The organism is Enterococcus sp. AMC1251 (assembly GCF_058216535.1).
In genome coordinates, this window is record NZ_CM177098.1 from 3066371 (window position 1) to 3086204 (window position 19834).

Sequence of the window (19834 nt, forward strand, 5' to 3'; positions counted from 1 at the left end):
TCCTTTACTTTTTATGGAGTATCGCCCAATTCCCAAAGGATCTCACCTTGATACGTACCAAGGGTCTTCACATCGGCAGCAGAAACTTCAAATTTAAATCCATCTCCAGATTCAGACCATGAATCACTAATATTGTAAGTAGCCTCTTCAGTACCGCCGCCTACAACACCATCTTGCACCATAATATCTTGGGCACCGCCATTTAATGTGATTTCTCGGTTGTTATAAACATATTTTAGTGCCCCCTCCAATGTATAGGCTGGGATATCTGGAGTTGTACTTGTCATTGGTGTCGTCATTTTTGCAGTCAATGACCAACCTTTTTTATTGGCTCGGCTATCTTTGACGACCAGATCGGCACCATGATGTTCAGCAGCATTCACGCGGGTCTTTTTCCCTTGATATTTCACACTGCCAAAATCAATTTCTGTTGGTGCAGATGCTAATTCTAAAACACCAAAAACAGTGCCGCCAGGATTGTCAACACTATGTGATTCTGCTGAATAAGTCTCACGTTTTGCATTAGGATCAATAGCTCCTTCAACAAATGGCGTTTCTCTTGGGGATTCACCAATTGCTTGGGCCTTATTTGTAATGATCGATCCTACCGCATTAAGGGCAACCGTTACATCAAACGTTACCTTAGCTGTTTCACCCGTTGCTAAATTGCCCGTGTTGACAGTTAGTAAACGAGTGTCAGTATCATACGTATAGTCAGTTGGACTAACGGCTAGAACATCGTTGATTTTGACTTCTGCTGGTTCTGGGTTAAAGTCTACCCCAACAGGAAGCGTGTCTGTGATTACAACGTTTTCCCAATTAGTAGTATACGCTTCTGGTTTATTATTTTTAGCCATTAATGTATAGGTCAAGATATCGCCAACTTGTGTCGTTTGACCGCCTGATGACACAACTGTTTTTTCCATAAGTGGTTTATCTGGCAATACATCTTCCACTGTATACTTCGTAGCTGCTTTAAACGTTGCATCACGATAGTTCAACTCTGTTGCTGGATTGATATTCCCATTCGCGTTATTGGTTGATGGTGCTGCCGGATTTAGAGTTTCAGTGATTTTTCCAGCATTATCTTCTAAAAAGATTTGAACTATTTCACCTGTGTTTAAATATCTAGGTAAATTATACGCAAAAGTACCATCATCACTGACTGTTCCTACAGTTTGTTGACGTGTACCATTGATATCAACGTAGATTTTTGCATTTGGTTCAGCATCTTTACCAATCAGTTGTTTCATAGCATTCGTCACTTTACCACCATTGACAATTGCTGGTTCTGGCGGTGTTACATCGATTACTGTTGTCGGTGTCTTTTCCCCCGTTCTATATGGAGTCAAAACACTATTGACATATGATGCTCGATAAGGCGTTCCAAACATATCTTTTTGAGCAAGTTGAAATCCTGGTATCGCGTGATCCATTTTTTTCCAATGTACATAGTTATCATCGGTACTACTCCCTGTATACGTATTACCTAAAGTATCTGTGAAATCGACATACGCTTTACGAATACTATCTGCGTAAACAGGTTTTGTTTTTGCATTGCCATCTTCATCAAAGGGATTACTACCACCAACTGCTGTGTAGCCTATCAAGATACGGGTCTGTTGATCAAAATTTGCATCAGTCACTGGTGTCCAAGTTAATTCAGGAGTACTGTTCATTCCTGATATACGTTTGAAATTCGGGCGAGCGTACTGACTTTGAAGTGCTGGGTCAGAGCTTGTAACGCCTCCGTTATTTGAAGCATTCGTTACAGTAAAATTAGCTACATTGGAATAGTCGTAGGTTGGGGCACCATCTATACCTGCTTGGTTATTCCAGACAGATATATCGGAGTTTTTTATTTGGAAACTATTTGCCCCCCTATTTGACGTCGTGTCACCTAAAAATGCATTCGTTGTCGTTGTACTATTAAATGAATTTCGAATATCAAATGATTCAGGGCTATCAAATATAAATTGATTACCGCCATTTGTTGAATTATAAGCAATTACACCGCCATTGTTATTCCCAACAATAAAGACATTTGATTTTGGTTTAAATTCATATTTAGTATTTTTAGGATTAGATTGTGATCCAGCATTTATCGCATTTACTGCGCCTGACTGAACGGTAGGTCGGCTACCTGCACGCGAAAGTAAGTTAACAGTTGAGCCTTCTTCTGCCGTAAAAGTGGCGTTATCCACATTAAAATAAGCAGCTGAACCTGGCATATTAGCGTTATACGTGGCATTTTTACCAACGTTCAACGCATCAAACATGTTGTAAACAGCAGGATAGTTCGTCCCACTAGCTGTATAATTTAGATAGACAAAGCTGTCAGCGCCAATATCAAACTTTCTAGTACCAGTAACTGTCCCATTATCATCAATACCTGTATTTGAAATAAACCAAATAACTGAGTAATCATAATAGGCATTCGTCCCTTTATAAAAAGTCGATGGTTCGTACGTAATACCCCCAGTATAGAAATTTTCAGCTCCAGTCACTACAATGTTATATCCGTAGATACTAATTTCTGCACGATTCCCATTGATCAAACGACCACCAATACGTTGGTTACTACTTTTCTTGGTTTTATCATAGGGGGTGTATACATTCCCAATACGATAGCGCCACAGTCCACGTTGCTGACCATAATTCGCTCCTGGTCCCCACTGCCCGTTTCCGTTGATAAAAGCCCAAGCAGTTCCTAAATTCCCTTCTAAGGCACCATATCCAGTATTATTGGCAACTTGAATATCATGCATATGGAAAACCGGCACATCAGAAAAGGCTTTTCCAAAGGACTCTAGAGAGGTAACACCATCTACATTAAGTGAGCCATTAATCATTTCTAGTAAATGACCTTGTCCATCTAACTCAAGTGATTCTGTTCTGGAAATACGAATTGCTGAGCTATAATAAATATCTGCATCCAATATAATTTTAGAGATTGAATTATCTTCAAAAGCTGCTCTAAATGTCGCCCAATTAGTTACATGAACTACTTTTGTTTCTGGACGAAAATTATATTTTGCATTCCACTCATCGTTTTGCTGTGCATTTAAAGTTTTGTATTGTGACTGATATTGCTCATTTGTCATACTCCCAGTAATTTTATTACTAGATTTACTCTGAGCTGATTGATAAGCTGTTCCATCCATGTATGCTTCCATCTGAGGCACCGTAACAGTCTCTTGATTATGCAGATCTGCTTCAGTTTTTTCTACCTGAGGTTCTTCAGATGCGCTAATTTGAGTAGTATTCTTTAATAAAACAACACTTAGAATACTAAACAAAACAATAGTCAGTCCAACAAAATAAGACTTTTTTCCGATTTTCATATATTCTCAACTCCTCTCTAAAACAATTTTTTTGCACGTCTGTCTTAAGAGAACATACAATCTATTTCTATTTTTCTTGCCAATTATTTGGATTTTTGATACATTCACAATGCAGGGGAAAATTAGCGCTCATTTTTTTACATATCCATGGAGAATGGCTGTTCTCTATCTGGAAATTAGTAAAAGAGCACTGATTTTCTCTATTTTGTTATGATCACCAGTTGGTTTGAAAAAGAGAAAACTTATTTACTTGGTTTTGTCACCGTCATTCTCTTTAATTATTTCAGAGCAACCGCCATGACATCTTAGGTATTTCATCATTTAAATCTTTTTTTATAAAGCTAACTTATATCCCTTTGAACGAATTGTTTTTATATATTTAGGATGTGCTGTATCTTTTTCGATTTTCTTTCTTAAATGAAAAATCAGATTTGACACACGATACTGCTTATCATTCCCGTCATTCTCCCAAACGTTTTTATAAATCTCTTCATAAGAAATTGCCACACCAAGTTTCGATTGTAAAAGCTCGATTGTTTTAAATTCTAACTTTGTTAAGTTGATTTCTTCTCCATCTAATAGAATACTAGAATTACACGGACGTAATTGAAACTCCGGTATCCCCTCTGTTTTCTTTGTAAATTCCATAGTGATTGGCTGCGTTCTATTGTATCTATTGAATGCATTTATCATTAAAAGTGAGCTTTCTTCTGGATCACATTCACTATCAAGTATGCCATCTACTCCAAGTTGTAAATAAACAAGATGGTTCATCTTATTCGCACTTTCTGAAATCACCCAAATAAAAATATCATGCTTTTTCTTTAATAAAATAATAAGTTCGCAGATTATGCCGATATTTTGTGTTTGCTGTTCATTAATAACAATGCCGTCATAATTTTCTATTGTTTCAGAAACTTCATTTTTATTGATTGGATGCACATCTAGCTGAGTACTTTTTAAAGAATCTATGTGTTTTTGTTCATCTGTATTATTAAGCAAAACAAATCCTATGTTATACATGTCGTGTTCCCCTTTATTATTTTGTTATTAAATTAATCATCCTAATCGACAATTTCTCTTTTTGGATAAAAACATTATAAAACAGATATCATTTTCATATATTGTCGATATTAAAATAAGTTTAATCTATTTTTTTTATCAAGTCTACATAATTTTATTGTTTTATTTGTCATGATTTTCGATAAACAGAACTAAAATGTGAAAATTATGTGTTTTTTAATCTTTCGATCATTTTCCAGACCTATACTGCAATAATTAGAATGGAGATACAAAAAAAGACTGAGACGTAACTCTTTCTCGAGTTTTGTCTCAGTCACATGAAATTCTAAATACTAATAGTTAAATTTGAAAGCTTTAGAATAAGCCAAAATCATTGCGAAACTTAGCAGATGTTTGTTCCAGCCTACGATTCTCAAAGCTAAACATTTCTATCTCAAGCTCATTTCAGAAATTTCTAAATCAATACTCAAAAAATAGCAAAATAAATAGAATTAACTCTTTATGATTTTTTCACACTAATTATTGATGAGCTTTTAGTTGAACCTCGTTACATCTTATGAACACTATGCGCACTTTGAATCCCGCCACATGCTTCTTTACACGCTTGATTGATCAGTCTAAACGAGCTCTCTGTGCTTTTCAACCCGCGTTTGTATTTGATCTCGTCAATCACTTCACATTGTTCATTTAATGCTTCCAGCCAAAAGTAGATTCCTTCTTTATAGTTATCTAAACCTTTTAACAAAATTTTTGTTGCTTCTTTTTCGCCATAAAATACTAAGTTTTTTCTAAAGCTTTCTTCTTCTACAAAGAACCTGTTAACATTGTTACGGCAAAATAAATATGTATCTTTACCTCTTCTGTTAATGGCTTGATTACAGCTGTTCTCTTGCACTTCCTTAGAAATGGCATTAAAAATCTCATTGTAGACTTCAATACGTTGCATTACTGACAAAATCATATCCGTATAACTAAACATAATGCTCTCTCCTCCCATAACTAAGCAGCTAAAACCGCTGACTTATATTTATTATAGTATCTCTCAATCTCTTATATCAAGTAATATGCTAATAAAACAAAAAAATATTGTCATTTTTTTCATTCCTATATTTATTTTTTTTCTACTTTAAACCAAAAAAAAGCCCATCCCCCAACGTTTACAAAGGAATTAAGCTATTTTTTTTGTTTATTATTACTTCTACGTTATTATTTTTTGATTTCGCCGATAGTAAAATTAAGCTAGACAACTAAATAAGTCATTTGTGCTACACTCAAAATAGTTCCGACCAAAGAATTATAAGGAGTGAAGACAAATGACCTATACTCATCTTACATCAAATGAACTCGTGATGATAGAAGCTTATTTCAATATGAGCCAACCTGTTACGATGGTTTCTAAGACTTTAACTCGTTCTAGACAGACAATCTACAATGTTTACAACTTCCTGAAACAAGGAAAATCTATCTGTGACTATTACCAACAATATAAAGAAAATAAAACACGTTGTGGTCGACAACCCATTAGTTTGCCTACAAAACAGCATGATTACATTCAATCTATGGTGGCTCAAGGGTGGACACCTGATGTGATTATTGGTCGAGCTGAGTTTCCTATTTCATGCTCTGTTAGAACACTTTATCGTCAGTTTAAAGCGAATCAATTTGATTGCTCAAAACTACCAATGAAAGGGAAACGAAAGCCCAACGGGCATAAAGAACGTCGTGGAAAGCAAGCATTTAAACGCAATATTTCAGAACGATCCACTGACTACCCTAATTTCCAACAGGAATTTGGGCATTTAGAAGGTGACACAATTGTTGGCGTTCATCATAAAAGTGCCATCATCACTCTAGTTGAACGCCTTTCAAAAGTGATTATTACATTAAAACCAAATGGTCGGAAAGCATTGGATATTGAAAAAGCGACAACTGATTGGCTACAAAAGATTCCCAGAAACTTGTTCAAATCCATTACCTTTGATTGTGGAAAAGAATTTTCAAATTGGAAAAACATGAGTAATGTCAATGATATTTCTATCTATTTTGCAGACCCTGGAACCCCCTCACAACGCGGATTAAATGAGCATTCGAATGGGTTATTACGTAAAGATGGGCTGCCTAAAACAATGGATTTTAATCAAGTTGACCAAGCTTTTGTTGCGGCTGTCACCTCTAAAAGAAATCACATACCAAGGAAATCTTTAAATTATCGAACACCATTAGAAGTATTTTTGAGTTACATAAATGAAAGACATTTGTCTAGCTTAATTTGACAAATCAAATTTTATTATTAATCACGTTTTCTCTATCTTTTCTAAAATTTTTTTTTAATTACTTAGAACTCTTATAAAAGTGTAGAAAGTTCTTAGTAGAAATTCTGCATATTAAGATTTGAAGAACATCTATTATATCCGTTATCAAGCTCGGTTTAATACTTAATATTTCCCACTAATTCCTTCTTATTTCTAGTATTTGTTTCGGACTATCAGATGTAAAATTGGGTATGGTCTAGCAGAAAGATCCAATTCACTTCGATCATATACATCAAACCCCATAGCTTGATAGAATGCCGTTGCAGACTTATTTTGCTCATTAACATCAACAAATTGAATATCATTTTCTTTAAGTAAATTCGTTATCACCTGTTTACCATATCCTTTTCCAATATAGATCGGATCTAAAAAAAGCATTTCCAATTTATTTCCAGCCACACCTGAAAAGCCAATAATCTTGTGTTGATCTGTCCAAACTTTTACATCTAGGTGGGGAAAATAAGTCGGTAGTTCGTTCTTTATTAGTTCAAAATCTTCATTCTCTAAAAAATCATGGGTTTCTTTAACCGATCTTGCCCAGATTTCTACAAGTTTGCTGTATTCATTTTCAGTTGCTTGATGCTGCTTCATATTATTCTCCTAAAATAGTTTGCCTTATTGGTTGATTTCATGATGCCATTTGTTCGCTTTTTTATCGATACTCTTAATAAAAACATCTTTTCCAGCTATATATGATTGGATATCATAGGGGAATTTTCTTGCTAACTCTACTTTTAATTGACTATACGCTGCGATTTCTGCTGGATGACTATTCATATAATTTTTAAATATCAAATGCCGCTTGATTTCTGGATTACCTTCTTGAAAAACATGGAGGTGATGGCTTCTATTATCCCCTCCTTTACTAAAAAAACGTCGTTTAGGAATACCATTTTCACCAAGACATTCATACCCTATTTTCTGCATCTCTTGATCTTATAAATCTATTTTTCGAAGATCTTTTACTGACATCAACAGATCAATCACAGGTTTGGCTTTACTATTTTTTATTGCTGTGCTACCAATATGGTCGATGGTTACTACTTCTTTGGTAAAAATTTCTTCTAATCGTATTTTTTCTTGTTCGAATTGATCTGCCCATTTTTTTTGAGTTGCTATAACTTCCACTTTTCTCGTCATCTACATCTTCTCATTTCTTTTCATTCATTGATCTGCTCTTGTGATTCTCTCAATCATTCTATCTGCACGAGATTTTGACAGAATTTTTTTGATCGTTATTATTAAATTTAGATTGGCCTATATCGTCTTTCACATCGTTAGTCCATTTCTTTATAGATATTTTTCAATGTTAGTGGTGCTGCAAATGTATGATAATTTACCCCTTTAACTTGGTCATTTTGTAGAACCGATTGCTGGTTTTGGCTGATAATGATCATTCCAGCTGTATTTTCAATGCCTTCTTTTTCGGCAGCAATCAACGTCTCCCAACGCTTTTCTAGATCGTTCGCATATTTTTGTGAAGCATCGTCTAGTAGTGCATCGTACTTAGCGTTCGAATAATTGCGGTCATTTCCTGTCCGTAACATGTTTAGTGTTGAAATCGGATCTTGGTAATCTGGTGTCCAGTAGATCAAAAACATGTCATAGTCACTCTCACGACTTAGGTTCAACGCCGTTTCAGTTGGCAATGCTGTCACGTTTATTGTTAAACCAGAAAATAGTTTTTCTAGATTACCTTGAAGACTTTCACCCATTTTTTTATACGAACCTTCATCTGTTACCATTAAATCTAAGGTGATTTTAGCCCCTAATTCTTTTTTAGCCAGTTCCCAATAGTTCAAAGCTTCTTCTTTATTGTAGGTCATTAAATCGCCGGCTTCTTCTCTGAAATCTACTCCTGTTTCGGGATTACTTACGAATCCTTCTGTAACTGCTCCATATAAAGGTTTTGAGCCATCTGCAATAATATTATTCACTAGATTCTCTTTATCAATACCTAATGCTAAGGCTTTTCTTAGGTTTTCATTTTTTAATGGCGTCTCTTTATCTTTACGTTTTTGGTTCAAACGAATGTAGTTCATGGTTGCAGTCGGATAAGAGTGATAGTTTGGATTACTTTGATTTTGTTTTGCTAATTCTCCAGTGACTGTTGCTACATCTAGCTGTCCATCCTCAAAAAGATTTAATGCTGTCGAAGCTTCTTTCACGACTTCGTAATGGATTTTATCTGATTTCACATTTGCTTGATCCCAGTATTTTTCATTCTTTTTTAGATCCCAACTTAAATCTGTTTGCTTCCAATTTTCTACAGTAAACGGTCCATTATAAACAGTATTTTCACTTGTTGTACCGTAATCTGTTCCCATTTTTTCAACGAATTTTTGATTTTGCGGGAAAAATGTTGGAAAAGCTAGCACTGAGGTGAAGTATGGTTTTGCTTCTTTTAGTTTCACTTCTAAGGTTTGATCATCAATTGCTTTTACACCTAGTTCTTCAACTGACTTTTTACCTTCTAAAATTTCTTCAGCATTTAAAATTGTATCTGCAACTAAAAAACTATAGACAAAACCATTTTTGGGATCGATCATTTTTTTCCAAGCATATTCAAAATCTGCTGCCATCACTGGGTCCTCATTACTCCATTTTGCATCATTTCTTAGTTTAATCGTATAAGTTTTACCATCTTCAGAAATTTTTGGCATTTCTTTTGCAGCTGCTGGTATCAATTGATCTTTGTCATCCAATGCATATAATCCTTCAAATGCAGCTGTTTGAACAATTGCATCTGGAAAATCTAACATAACAGATGTGTCTAATGTCGTTAATTCTGAAGGTGACATTAAATTTAATGGTTTCGTTTCTTGAGTTTGTTTTACTTCCTTGCTACCAGTACATCCCGAAATGATGGTCATTATTAATGTTAGACCAATCATTGATTTTACTACTTTTTTCATATGTTTCTCCCCTATATTTGTTTTATTCACGTTCAACTAATAGCCAAACAACAACTGCTGCTTCGTTGCCATCATTATAATTGATGTGACCTTCGCCCGCTTCGATTAGCTGGGCATCGCCTGCTTTTCCTACTAAATCTTGTCCATCTTCCAAAATTGTATGAGCTTCACCAGAAACTACATAAGAATATTCATCTTGATCATGTCTAGCAAATCCTTCTATTGGTCTTTTTTCTCCTGGTTGTAAGATAACAATCCCCATCTGAACATTTTTATTAGGTTGATTCTCTGTGTCGAAAAAAATTGTCATTTCTTGCGGCAGTGATGATTTGATCATCATAATTTATAACAACTCCTTTTATTTTTGATAAGTAATTTTATTTATTATTACCTTAACCTTCTAATAAGTCAATAACATTTTTGAAAATTCTGACATTTCATTTAACGTTGATAGGTAAAGGCGAGTGTCGAAGTAGGATCTCAATTTCGGCACTCGGCACTCACTTTTGTTACCCCCAGTAACCTTGATGGACAGCAGCTGCGGCTTGCTCAATTTCTGGAAATGGTCCAATGATTTGGATTTTTTTTTGTCCATGACGTAATATTTCTTTTGAAGGCAGATTAAAGGTCGGATTTTGCTCGTTGTCACCCGTTAATTCCAACAACCTTTTTTCAGTCATTGCATAGACAATCGTTCCAATATTTCCCCAGTAGATCGTTCCCGTACACATCGCACATGGTTCCGCTGTAGTATACAGCATACACTCCCACAAAAATCCTTTGCTATATTTTTGTGATGCTTTTGCAGCCAATGTAGTTTCAGCATGTCCTGTACAGATATTTTCTGTGATTTCAATATTTTCCTGCTCTAAAAGAATGGTTCCTTCTTTATTAGCCAACAATGCTCCAAAAGGTGTATTGCCATGCTCTCGAGCATTCTTAGAAAGTTCGATGCAGCGGTTCAATAGTTCAATATGCTGATTTATCTTCATACCTAGTTCCTTTCTTTCAATACTCTTTACTCAATAAAGCGATTATTCAACACTTCTCTCGTCACTTTATCAATACCAATTGCTTGTTTTAAATAAGTTGAAATGTCACCATATTGTTTTTCAACCGTCAGATAAAAATTATCTAAATAACTACGGTCTACATTTAACGCAACATGTAATGCTTCTAAATTTGCATCTTCCAAATGAGCTTTTTTTGCTTGTGCTAAAATCATTGCATTTTCTTTTTTTCTCAAGTCATTGGTTAGTAAATAATCCGTATAAATAGCCTCTTTAGGTACATCAAGTGTTTCCAATACCAATAATGCAGCAATTCCTGTACGGTCTTTTCCAGCGAAACAATGGAATAAAATACTCTCTTGTTTTGGTAAAGCTAAGATTTCTTCAAAAAATTTATTATACCCTTTTTGAGCTGTTTTATTTAAAGCGATAGATGCATATAGTTTTTCCATATAAGAAGCTGATTTTTCCGGGGAACCGATCTTAACAAAGTCTTCAATCGAAGCCCCTTCGTCTTGAATGTCTTCCAAAATATCAATATGGATATATTCGGCTTTAGGAACAGTCATATCTGGTCTTTCTTCCACTTCAGTATCACTTCTCAAATCAATGATTTTCCCTAAATGATACGTTACCTCTAAACACTGTTCATCTTCTGTCGTTAATTTAGACAATTCCCCCGATCTTAAAAAGATATTTTTTTTGATTTGTTTCCCCTCTTTATTTTTGATACCACCGATATCACGAAAATTTGTAATAGTCACCATAGTTTTGTCCTTTTCCTTCTTTTTGTTTTTATTATGCACAAAATTCGATCAAAAATGGTTCTTTGATCGAATTTTATGTCTATGAAATTGAAATAACGAATTATTTTACTACTTCTAGCTCAAATTGTTTCCTATTTTTTTTGTCCTGCTTCAACATAACTTAAATCATTAATTTTATCTAATGAATAGTTGCCATCTTTATATTTCACAGTACAAACACTCGCATTTTTCAAGCCGCCTTCTGGAATTTTATAATCATCGAATAAGGTAGCGAGCAAAGCTGAAATACTTAATCCGTGTGAGGCAATCAATACATTTCCAGAGCCTTCATTCTCCATTTCTTTTTCAACGATATCATCTAAACCAGCTTTAAGTCGAGTAGTGATTGTCTTATAATCTTCTGCCGGCCAATTGATTTTCGCTTCTTCTACATTTTTAGCGTCTAATTTAGCTACACTATTAGCAAATGATTCTGGCGTCATATTTTTCAAGAATTCTTCTAACGTTACGCCTTGATCATCTGCTATATCTTGCCACATCGTATGATTCAAATCACCTTCATAGGTTCCAAAGTTGAATTCTCTCAATCGTTCATCTGTGATTACTTTTAAATCAGAAGATTTTTCATTTTCTTTTACGATTAGATTAGCGGTTTGTATAGCACGACCACTGTCACTACTATATGCATTTTGAAAATCGATATCTTTTAAGCCAACACCCGCTGCAGTTACGACTTCTTCACCAGCTTTAGTTAAAACTGCATCGGACCAGCCTTGCACACGGTCTGTTGTATTTAACATCGTTTTACCATGGCGAACAATATACAATGTCAACTCATCAGGTACTTTTTTAGCAGTTGAGGCATCGTTTTTTTGAGCGTTACCATTGCCACATCCTGAGACTATTAGCACACTCAACATTAAAATCCCTAACAGTTTTCCTATCTTTTTCATCTGATTGCCTCCACTTTTATTCGTTCGTCAAATCTTCCCCATTAGTTGCAATGACTTTTTTATACCAATCAAATGATTTTTTCTTCGAACGTTTTAGCGTACCCTTTCCGTCATTATCACGATCGACATAGATAAAACCATAACGCTTTTTCATTTCGCCTGTTCCAGCAGAGACTAAATCAATACAGCCCCATGTTGTATAGCCTAGTAAATCTACGCCATCAAGCTCTACCGCATCTTTCATCGCTTGAATGTGTGCAGCTAGGTACTCAATACGATAATCATCGATCACATTGCCATTTTCATCTGGTGTATCGACTGCGCCTAAGCCGTTTTCCACGATAAATAATGGTTTTTGGTAACGGTCATATAGATCATTCATTGTTGTACGTAAGCCTAGTGGATCGATTTGCCAGCCCCATTCACTTGCTTCTAAGTATGGGTTTTTCACTGACGCAAAGATATTTCCAGCTGTTTTTTCGTTGATTGCCGGATCTGTTGATTGCACACGTGATGAGTAATAAGAAAATGAAATAAAATCAACTGTGTGCTCTTTCAGTAATTCTAAGTCGCCCTCTTCAATTGGTAATTCAATGCCTTCTCGTTCTAATTCTTTCAGCGCATACGCTGGGTATTCGCCACGAGATTGCACATCAATAAAGAAGAAATTCTCACGATCGGCTTTGCGTGCTGCCCAAACATCTTCTGGTTTACATGTATAGGCATAGTTTGTACCTGCCGCTAACATACACCCTACTTGGTTTTCTGGATCGACTTCATGGGCGATTTTTGTTGCAATCGCACTTGCCAATAATTCGTGATGCGCCGCTTGGTATTTGACTTGTTCTTTATTTTCGCCTTCTTCAAAGTAAAGACCAGCCCCCATAAATGGTGCATGTAAAATCATATTGATTTCGTTGAACGTTAACCAATATTTTACTAAGCCTTTATAACGGTTGAAGATCACGTTACATAGATTTTCATAAAAGCCAACCAGCTCACGGCTGCGCCATGCGCCATATTTTTCCACTAAGTGCATTGGACAATCAAAGTGAGTGATCGTTACAAGGGGCTCTATATTGTGTTTGCGGCATTCTTTGAACAAATCTTCATAGAACTTCAAGCCTTCTTCATTCGGCTCTGTTTCGTCTCCTAGAGGGAAAATACGACTCCAGGCAATCGATAAACGGTAGGTTTTAAACCCCATTTCGCCAAATAATGCGATATCTTCTTTATAACGGTGGTACATGTCGATCGCATTTTGCGCTGGGTAAAAATGTTCATCATCAAAATCAAACATTTTCTTCTCCCCAGTAATCACTGGAAAGCGATCGGGTCCAACTGGTGCTAGATCCACGTTAGCTAATCCGCGTCCACCTTCCTTATAGCCACCTTCACATTGATTGGCCGCTGTTGCGCCGCCCCATAAAAAGTCTTTTCTAAATGCCATTTCAAAATTCCTTTCTAATATAAGCTTACAGTAAAACCTATCTTGCTTTACTGCAAGCTTTGTTCTCATTTATTATTTTTAAGTTAATCCAGTAATCAATGTATCATTTGAGGTTACTTCACGTTCTTGTGTTTCTACAATATCTAAATAGTCATCAGTATTTGTCACAATAACAGGTGTTTCTACACTGTAACCAGCTGCTTTGATTGCCTCGATATCAAAAGTAACTAGGACTTGTCCCTTTTTCACTTTCTCACCTTGTGCTACTTTTGCTTCAAACCCGTTTCCTTCTAATTGAACAGTATCCATACCTATATGAATTAATAACTCCATTCCTTGATCTGATATCAAACCGATTGCATGTAACGTCGGAAACAAAGTCATCACAGTGCCGTCAAATGGTGCTCTAACGACGCCTTCTGTCGGTTCAATTAAAATCCCTTTTCCTAAAGCACCCTGAGCAAATGCTTGATCACTTGCTTTACTTAATGGTAAAACATGTCCTTTAACTGGACTTAGAACTGCTTCTTTGATTGCTTTTTGCGCTTTTCTATTTTCCGTCACTTCTTCTACAACTGTATCATCTTTCCAGAAAAAGAATGTCAATGAGAAACCGATAACAACAGCAATTAAGATTGCGACAAATGAATGAATCATTCCACTTGCATCATCACCATTGATAAAGTTTAATACACCGAAAATTCCTAATCCACCCATGGTATAAGAAGTTACTCCATTGATCATTAAATACAATCCACCGACTGCAGCTCCGATCATTGAAAAAATGAACGGTGTTTTTCTTGGCAACGTAATACCATAAATGGCAGGTTCAGTTACTCCGAAAATCCCAGAAATGATTGCAGGAGGACAAAGAGCTTTCATTTTCGCATCTTTTAACTTAAAGAACATAGCCATAACTACTGCTGTTTGAGCAAAACTTGCCGCAAAAGAACCAACTAATACTTGACTTGCTCCTTCTTGAGTAATTTGCATGATTGCAAGCGGCACCACACTCCAGTGTAAACCGAAAATAACTAATACTTGCCAGAAGAAACCAAGGATAACGCCATACAATGCTGGTGAGAAGCCCATCAAAGATTGGAAGCCAGCACTCAATAAATCTGTCAACATACTGATAATCGGACCAATGACTAAGAAACCAATCGGCAATGCAATCAATAGTACAAAAAATGGTACCAAGAACGTTTGAACAACTTCAGGAATAAGTTTCTTGAAAAGTTTTTGAATTTGCGCTGCAAAGGCAACAATGAATATTATCGGTACAACACTACTTGTATAACCCGCACCAACCCATGGAATACCTAAAAACGTATCATAAGCAGGTAATCCTAATAAACTATATGGCGCTGCTGCTCCAGCTCCTGCAGTTGTTTCAAAGGCCGCTTGTAATGCGCTGCCTTGCACTGTAGGGTAGCAAAGGGCAGCTCCAATAACAATCCCCACCATTGGGTTTAAATTAAATTTTCTAGCTGCTGTATAGCCTAGAATCACTGGCATGAAATAAAAAATTGCATCACCAATACCATTTAACATCGTATACGTTCCAGAAGTATCTGCATATAATTTCAAGAAAACAAGTAATGCATTTAGTCCTTTTACCATTCCTGCTGCAGCTAAGGCACCTAAGAAAGGTTGGAAACAACCACTTAATATATCAATCAAACGATTAAATAAATTTCCCCCAGATGATCCTTGTTCTGCATCTGCTGAAATCCCAGCAATGCTTAGAACATCTTCATAAACTGCAGGCACATGATTTCCAATTACTACTTGATATTGCCCACCGCTTTTCATTACAGTGACTACGCCATCCATATTTTTCAATATATCGTCATTTGCTTTTGCTTCATCTTTCAACTTAAAACGTAAGCGTGTAACACAATGTGTCAAGCTATTAATATTCTCTTTTCCACCTACATTGTTAACAATTTTCTCTGCCAAATCATGATATTTTCCCATTTTTTATTCCTCCAAAGTTTCGTTTTTTTCAATACATTACTTTTGAAGGTTTAGCCAACTTAATGTCACTATCCAAAGGGTCTTACTGTACATTGCTTCTCTTCTATCCACCTTTCATCATATTGCTGATCTATTAAGATAATAATCTTGCTAACCATTGGTTTGTACTACACGCGCGATATGAATAATCAAATACATCTTTTCTTCCCTAGAAATAGCATAACAATAATTTTCCGTCAAAAACGCCGCGATTTTATTTACACAATTATATGCATTACGGTACTTTTTTTTAATCACTTCATATAATTCTCCATCATCTTCATCTCGAAATTCTTTATGATTTAATAAACGATAAGCAAAAAATTTTAAATGAGTACTAAAACGATAAAAATAAACTGAGTCTTCATTAAAAGTAATTTTAAAATGATATTTAACAATATTTGTAATCTCTTGCATAATTTTTGTTAGTTCATAAACATTGCCAATTTCTTCATCCATTTCCGCATTAACCAGATGTAAAGCGATAAATCCTGCTTCATCTTCTGACAATTGAACACCCAATTTTTCTTTAACCATGTCAACTGCCTTATTCCCAATAAAATATTCATCTGAAAAAAAACGCTTGATATCCCATAACAAAAAATTTTTCACTTCAATTCCTTGTCTCATTCTCTCTAATGCAGTATGAAGATGATCTGTTAAAGAAATAAAAATAGTATCATTTAATTTTTTACCTAGTTTTGTTTTTGCATACTTGATTATTTCGTCTGACAGCTGCATTACTTCTAGAGGTAGTTCCCCTAACAACTCTTGAAATTTCAAAGAAGTATCTTGGTTGGCTAAACGAAAAACTTGATCGATCTGCTCTTCTGCTACAAAGTCTCCAATCTTTCTTTTAAATGCAATACCACGTCCCATCACAATTTGTTCTTGTTCATTCACATCCAACGTAATCACAACATTATTATTCAAAATTTTTTGAATAATCATTTTTTCACTCCCTTCTTCACTCCTAACTCCTTTGATCATAAAAAAAGAAAAACCCAACCTTTCCAAAAAAGAAGATACTCTCCCTTTTTGGAAAAATTAGGTTTAGCTTGTATTTAAACAATCACTATCCGTATATTCACTTGTTGTGTACAAGCTTAGAATACATTATTACAACTGCATTGTCAACGTTTTCATAAAAAAAATATAAAAAAAAACATTATGCAACTAGCAAAATGCTTTAAAGACATGACCCGTACGGGAATCGAACCCGTGATACCGCCGTGAAAGGGCGGTGTCTTAACCGCTTGACCAACGGGCCTTTTACAAATTATGGGCCTAAATGGACTCGAACCATCGACCTCACGCTTATCAGGCGTGCGCTCTAACCAGCTGAGCTATAGGCCCTTAAAGAAAAAAAGCGGGTGACGAGAATCGAACTCGCGACAACAGCTTGGAAGGCTGTGGTTTTACCACTAAACTACACCCGCATGTTTCTTCTTTCAAAATGGCGCAAGACAGAATCGAACTGCCGACACACGGAGCTTCAATCCGTTGCTCTACCAACTGAGCTACTGCGCCAAAAATAAATAAAACGGTCTGGACGGGACTCGAACCCGCGACCTCCTGCGTGACAGGCAGGCATTCTAACCAGCTGAACTACCAAACCAATAATAAATGTATTGCATCACTATACTACTCATACTTTTAAAACAAATTTAAAAGCAATTGCGGGGGCAGGATTTGAACCTACGACCTTCGGGTTATGAGCCCGACGAGCTACCTGACTGCTCCACCCCGCGATAATATATAGTCTATATGACTATAAAAGGTGATATTTCTTGGTGATTACTAGTAAGATTACTTCTCTCACTTCATTCGCCAAGTATGTTCATCATCTGTTCTGGCAAAGCCACTTACAGCGATTCTCAGTAAAGGAGGATAAGGGATTCGAACCCTTGCACGGTTTTACCCGCCTGACGGTTTTCAAGACCGTTCCCTTCAGCCGGACTTGGGTAATCCTCCGAAATAAATATTAAAAAATGACCCGTACGGGAATCGAACCCGTGATACCGCCGTGAAAGGGCGGTGTCTTAACCGCTTGACCAACGGGCCGCTATGAAACGGAGAAGGAGGGATTTGAACCCTCGCGCCGGTTTCCCGACCTACACCCTTAGCAGGGGCGCCTCTTCAGCCACTTGAGTACTTCCCCAAGAAAATAATTTGAAAAATGGGCCTAAATGGACTCGAACCATCGACCTCACGCTTATCAGGCGTGCGCTCTAACCAGCTGAGCTATAGGCCCATAAAGCGGGTGACGAGAATCGAACTCGCGACAACAGCTTGGAAGGCTGTGGTTTTACCACTAAACTACACCCGCATTTAAAACGGTCTGGACGGGACTCGAACCCGCGACCTCCTGCGTGACAGGCAGGCATTCTAACCAGCTGAACTACCAAACCAATAATAAATGTATTGCATCACTATACTACTCATACTTTTAAAACAAATTTAAAAGCAATTGCGGGGGCAGGATTTGAACCTACGACCTTCGGGTTATGAGCCCGACGAGCTACCTGACTGCTCCACCCCGCGATAATATATAGTCTATATGACTATAAAAGGTGATTTTTCTTGGTGATTACTAGTAAGGTTACTTCTCTCACTTCGTTCGCCAAGTACTGTTCATCATCTGTTCTGGCAAAGCCACTTACAGTGATTCTCAGTAAAGGAGGATAAGGGATTCGAACCCTTGCACGGTTTTACCCGCCTGACGGTTTTCAAGACCGTTCCCTTCAGCCGGACTTGGGTAATCCTCCGAAATAAATATATTGTTAATTGTCACTACAATGGACCTTGTAGGACTCGAACCTACGACCGGACGGTTATGAGCCGTCTGCTCTAACCAACTGAGCTAAAGGTCCTTGGCTCTTAAAAAAGAAATCGCGGCGAAGGGGATCGAACCCCCGACCTCCCGGGTATGAACCGGACGCTCTAGCCAGCTGAGCTACACCGCGAAAATAATAAAGTACTAATGGAGCCTAGCGGGATCGAACCGCTGACCTCCTGCGTGCAAAGCAGGCGCTCTCCCAGCTGAGCTAAGGCCCCACAAAATAAATCGGGAAGACAGGATTCGAACCTGCGACCCCTTGGTCCCAAACCAAGTGCTCTACCAAGCTGAGCTACTTCCCGTAGCTAAAAATGCACCCAAAGGGAGTCGAACCCCTAACCTCTTGATTCGTAGTCAAGCACTCTATCCAGTTGAGCTATGGGTGCTTTATACTTTTCAACCCCTATTCTGTCAATTTCACAATTGCCATTCATAGTGGTTCAAAGCAATGCCGAGGACCGGAATCGAACCGGTACGGTGATCACTCACCGCAGGATTTTAAGTCCTGTGCGTCTGCCAGTTCCGCCACCCCGGCGTTTTGAAAAGGCTAAGCGGAAAACGGGGTTCGAACCCGCGACCCCCACCTTGGCAAGGTGGTGCTCTACCACTGAGCTATTTCCGCAGTCTGGATGCCGGCTAAAGGATTTGAACCCTCGACCCTCTGATTACAAATCAGATGCTCTACCAACTGAGCTAAGCCGGCGTTATAATCGCCTAGTAATAAAACGAGACTAAAGATGCGGGTGAAGGGACTTGAACCCCCACGCCGTAAGGCGCTAGATCCTAAATCTAGTGCGTCTGCCAATTCCGCCACACCCGCAAAATATTTCTATGAGCCGTGCAGGGCTCGAACCTGCGACCCTCTGATTAAAAGTCAGATGCTCTACCAACTGAGCTAACGGCTCAAAAAATGGAGGTTGACGGGATCGAACCGCCGACCCCCTGCTTGTAAGGCAGGTGCTCTCCCAGCTGAGCTAAACCTCCAAGACAACACTTTAGCGTGGCGACGTCCTACTCTCACAAAGGGAAACCCTTCACTACAATCGGCGCTAAGAAGCTTAACTTCTGTGTTCGGCATGGGAACAGGTGTATCCTTCTCGCTATCGCCACCACACTGGGTGTTGTTGCTATTTAATTGAGTGCTTTTTATTCACTCAAAACTGGATTGAAGTAGTAATCAAACAGCCCGAAATACTTTTTTA

Annotated in this window: 13 protein-coding genes, 25 tRNA genes, 1 rRNA gene and 1 pseudogene; 1 reads left to right on the top strand and 39 read right to left on the bottom strand. The window is 37.3% G+C overall.

Features of this window, described 5'->3' with window-relative positions; genetic code table 11:
• Positions 1–11: 11 nt before the first annotated feature.
• From AC4BBR_RS14445 to AC4BBR_RS14455, 3 genes are all read right to left on the bottom strand, one after another.
• Positions 12–3344, bottom strand: coding sequence for an isopeptide-forming domain-containing fimbrial protein (locus AC4BBR_RS14445; RefSeq protein ID WP_490460198.1), 3333 nt, complete (start codon positions 3342–3344; stop codon positions 12–14).
• A 333-nt stretch (positions 3345–3677) separates the two neighbouring features.
• Complete coding sequence (locus AC4BBR_RS14450; RefSeq protein WP_490460199.1) at positions 3678–4367, bottom strand: winged helix-turn-helix domain-containing protein; 690 nt, start codon at positions 4365–4367, stop codon at positions 3678–3680.
• A gap of 547 nt (positions 4368–4914) precedes the next feature.
• A complete protein-coding gene (locus tag AC4BBR_RS14455; protein ID WP_490460200.1) occupies positions 4915–5346 on the bottom strand; it encodes a hypothetical protein in 432 nt (143 codons plus the stop codon).
• 334 nt (positions 5347–5680) lie between these two features.
• Here AC4BBR_RS14455 and AC4BBR_RS14460 point away from each other — a divergent pair, with 334 nt between their 5' ends.
• Positions 5681–6640, top strand: a complete 960-nt coding sequence (locus tag AC4BBR_RS14460; protein WP_490459128.1) for an IS30 family transposase — start codon at positions 5681–5683, stop codon at positions 6638–6640.
• Between the two features lie 192 nt (positions 6641–6832).
• Here AC4BBR_RS14460 and AC4BBR_RS14465 read toward each other — a convergent pair whose 3' ends face one another.
• The 36 genes and pseudogenes from AC4BBR_RS14465 to rrf all read right to left on the bottom strand — a co-directional run bounded on the left by AC4BBR_RS14465 (position 6833) and on the right by rrf (position 19746).
• Positions 6833–7270 (bottom strand): GNAT family N-acetyltransferase, encoded by a 438-nt coding sequence (locus AC4BBR_RS14465; protein WP_490460201.1) that lies wholly within the window; start codon positions 7268–7270, stop codon positions 6833–6835.
• A gap of 24 nt (positions 7271–7294) precedes the next feature.
• Positions 7295–7819, bottom strand: a pseudogene (locus AC4BBR_RS14470) (GrpB family protein).
• 137 nt (positions 7820–7956) lie between these two features.
• Entirely contained in the window at positions 7957–9594 is a 1638-nt protein-coding gene (locus tag AC4BBR_RS14475; RefSeq protein ID WP_490460202.1) for a peptide ABC transporter substrate-binding protein, read from the bottom strand.
• Between the two features lie 22 nt (positions 9595–9616).
• Positions 9617–9934 (bottom strand): cupin domain-containing protein, encoded by a 318-nt coding sequence (locus tag AC4BBR_RS14480; RefSeq protein ID WP_490460203.1) that lies wholly within the window; start codon positions 9932–9934, stop codon positions 9617–9619.
• Positions 9935–10103: 169 nt separating this feature from the next.
• On the bottom strand, positions 10104–10586 hold the full coding sequence (locus tag AC4BBR_RS14485; RefSeq protein ID WP_490460204.1) for a nucleoside deaminase: 483 nt from the start codon (positions 10584–10586) through the stop codon (positions 10104–10106).
• A gap of 26 nt (positions 10587–10612) precedes the next feature.
• Positions 10613–11371, bottom strand: coding sequence for a tyrosine-protein phosphatase (locus AC4BBR_RS14490; protein ID WP_490460205.1), 759 nt, complete (start codon positions 11369–11371; stop codon positions 10613–10615).
• A gap of 131 nt (positions 11372–11502) precedes the next feature.
• A complete protein-coding gene (locus AC4BBR_RS14495) occupies positions 11503–12324 on the bottom strand; it encodes a histidine phosphatase family protein (RefSeq protein ID WP_490460206.1) in 822 nt (273 codons plus the stop codon).
• 16 nt (positions 12325–12340) lie between these two features.
• Positions 12341–13774 carry a 6-phospho-beta-glucosidase gene (locus AC4BBR_RS14500; RefSeq protein ID WP_490460207.1) on the bottom strand — a complete coding sequence of 478 codons (1434 nt, stop codon included), beginning with the start codon at positions 13772–13774 and terminating at the stop codon, positions 12341–12343.
• 78 nt (positions 13775–13852) lie between these two features.
• Complete coding sequence (locus AC4BBR_RS14505) at positions 13853–15754, bottom strand: beta-glucoside-specific PTS transporter subunit IIABC (protein WP_490460208.1); 1902 nt, start codon at positions 15752–15754, stop codon at positions 13853–13855.
• A 150-nt stretch (positions 15755–15904) separates the two neighbouring features.
• A complete protein-coding gene (gene licT / locus AC4BBR_RS14510; protein ID WP_490460209.1) occupies positions 15905–16744 on the bottom strand; it encodes a BglG family transcription antiterminator LicT in 840 nt (279 codons plus the stop codon).
• Positions 16745–16991: 247 nt separating this feature from the next.
• Positions 16992–17063, bottom strand: a tRNA-Glu gene (locus tag AC4BBR_RS14515).
• 12 nt (positions 17064–17075) lie between these two features.
• Positions 17076–17149, bottom strand: a tRNA-Ile gene (locus AC4BBR_RS14520).
• A 12-nt stretch (positions 17150–17161) separates the two neighbouring features.
• Positions 17162–17232, bottom strand: a tRNA-Gly gene (locus tag AC4BBR_RS14525).
• Between the two features lie 18 nt (positions 17233–17250).
• Positions 17251–17323, bottom strand: a tRNA-Phe gene (locus AC4BBR_RS14530).
• A gap of 14 nt (positions 17324–17337) precedes the next feature.
• Positions 17338–17411: transfer RNA gene (locus AC4BBR_RS14535), tRNA-Asp, on the bottom strand.
• A 59-nt stretch (positions 17412–17470) separates the two neighbouring features.
• Positions 17471–17544, bottom strand: a tRNA-Met gene (locus tag AC4BBR_RS14540).
• Positions 17545–17677: 133 nt separating this feature from the next.
• A tRNA-Ser gene (locus AC4BBR_RS14545) sits at positions 17678–17767 on the bottom strand.
• An 18-nt stretch (positions 17768–17785) separates the two neighbouring features.
• Positions 17786–17857: transfer RNA gene (locus tag AC4BBR_RS14550), tRNA-Glu, on the bottom strand.
• A gap of 9 nt (positions 17858–17866) precedes the next feature.
• A tRNA-Ser gene (locus tag AC4BBR_RS14555) sits at positions 17867–17954 on the bottom strand.
• A gap of 19 nt (positions 17955–17973) precedes the next feature.
• Positions 17974–18047 (bottom strand) — tRNA-Ile (locus AC4BBR_RS14560).
• Positions 18048–18051: 4 nt separating this feature from the next.
• Positions 18052–18122: transfer RNA gene (locus tag AC4BBR_RS14565), tRNA-Gly, on the bottom strand.
• An 8-nt stretch (positions 18123–18130) separates the two neighbouring features.
• Positions 18131–18204 (bottom strand) — tRNA-Asp (locus AC4BBR_RS14570).
• 59 nt (positions 18205–18263) lie between these two features.
• A tRNA-Met gene (locus AC4BBR_RS14575) sits at positions 18264–18337 on the bottom strand.
• A 134-nt stretch (positions 18338–18471) separates the two neighbouring features.
• A tRNA-Ser gene (locus AC4BBR_RS14580) sits at positions 18472–18561 on the bottom strand.
• Between the two features lie 31 nt (positions 18562–18592).
• Positions 18593–18666 (bottom strand) — tRNA-Ile (locus AC4BBR_RS14585).
• Between the two features lie 19 nt (positions 18667–18685).
• Positions 18686–18759 (bottom strand) — tRNA-Met (locus AC4BBR_RS14590).
• Between the two features lie 18 nt (positions 18760–18777).
• A tRNA-Ala gene (locus tag AC4BBR_RS14595) sits at positions 18778–18850 on the bottom strand.
• A 10-nt stretch (positions 18851–18860) separates the two neighbouring features.
• A tRNA-Pro gene (locus tag AC4BBR_RS14600) sits at positions 18861–18934 on the bottom strand.
• Between the two features lie 10 nt (positions 18935–18944).
• Positions 18945–19018: transfer RNA gene (locus AC4BBR_RS14605), tRNA-Arg, on the bottom strand.
• A gap of 63 nt (positions 19019–19081) precedes the next feature.
• Positions 19082–19167, bottom strand: a tRNA-Leu gene (locus AC4BBR_RS14610).
• A 15-nt stretch (positions 19168–19182) separates the two neighbouring features.
• A tRNA-Gly gene (locus tag AC4BBR_RS14615) sits at positions 19183–19254 on the bottom strand.
• Between the two features lie 8 nt (positions 19255–19262).
• Positions 19263–19335: transfer RNA gene (locus AC4BBR_RS14620), tRNA-Thr, on the bottom strand.
• A 35-nt stretch (positions 19336–19370) separates the two neighbouring features.
• Positions 19371–19452, bottom strand: a tRNA-Leu gene (locus tag AC4BBR_RS14625).
• A gap of 12 nt (positions 19453–19464) precedes the next feature.
• A tRNA-Lys gene (locus AC4BBR_RS14630) sits at positions 19465–19537 on the bottom strand.
• Positions 19538–19543: 6 nt separating this feature from the next.
• Positions 19544–19616: transfer RNA gene (locus tag AC4BBR_RS14635), tRNA-Val, on the bottom strand.
• 14 nt (positions 19617–19630) lie between these two features.
• Positions 19631–19746 (bottom strand): 5S ribosomal RNA (gene rrf / locus AC4BBR_RS14640).
• Between the last annotated feature and the right edge of the window lie 88 nt (positions 19747–19834).

Coding starts and splice junctions, on each gene's coding strand:
- AC4BBR_RS14505 (WP_490460208.1), bottom strand. CDS start 15,754: ATGGGAAAATATCATGATTTGGCAGAGAAAATTGTTAACAATGTAGGT.
- AC4BBR_RS14495 (WP_490460206.1), bottom strand. CDS start 12,324: ATGAAAAAGATAGGAAAACTGTTAGGGATTTTAATGTTGAGTGTGCTA.
- AC4BBR_RS14490 (WP_490460205.1), bottom strand. CDS start 11,371: ATGGTGACTATTACAAATTTTCGTGATATCGGTGGTATCAAAAATAAA.
- AC4BBR_RS14455 (WP_490460200.1), bottom strand. CDS start 5,346: ATGTTTAGTTATACGGATATGATTTTGTCAGTAATGCAACGTATTGAA.
- licT (WP_490460209.1), bottom strand. CDS start 16,744: ATGATTATTCAAAAAATTTTGAATAATAATGTTGTGATTACGTTGGAT.
- AC4BBR_RS14485 (WP_490460204.1), bottom strand. CDS start 10,586: ATGAAGATAAATCAGCATATTGAACTATTGAACCGCTGCATCGAACTT.
- AC4BBR_RS14480 (WP_490460203.1), bottom strand. CDS start 9,934: ATGATGATCAAATCATCACTGCCGCAAGAAATGACAATTTTTTTCGAC.
- AC4BBR_RS14500 (WP_490460207.1), bottom strand. CDS start 13,774: ATGGCATTTAGAAAAGACTTTTTATGGGGCGGCGCAACAGCGGCCAAT.
- AC4BBR_RS14465 (WP_490460201.1), bottom strand. CDS start 7,270: ATGAAGCAGCATCAAGCAACTGAAAATGAATACAGCAAACTTGTAGAA.
- AC4BBR_RS14460 (WP_490459128.1), top strand. CDS start 5,681: ATGACCTATACTCATCTTACATCAAATGAACTCGTGATGATAGAAGCT.
- AC4BBR_RS14475 (WP_490460202.1), bottom strand. CDS start 9,594: ATGAAAAAAGTAGTAAAATCAATGATTGGTCTAACATTAATAATGACC.
- AC4BBR_RS14445 (WP_490460198.1), bottom strand. CDS start 3,344: ATGAAAATCGGAAAAAAGTCTTATTTTGTTGGACTGACTATTGTTTTG.
- AC4BBR_RS14450 (WP_490460199.1), bottom strand. CDS start 4,367: ATGTATAACATAGGATTTGTTTTGCTTAATAATACAGATGAACAAAAA.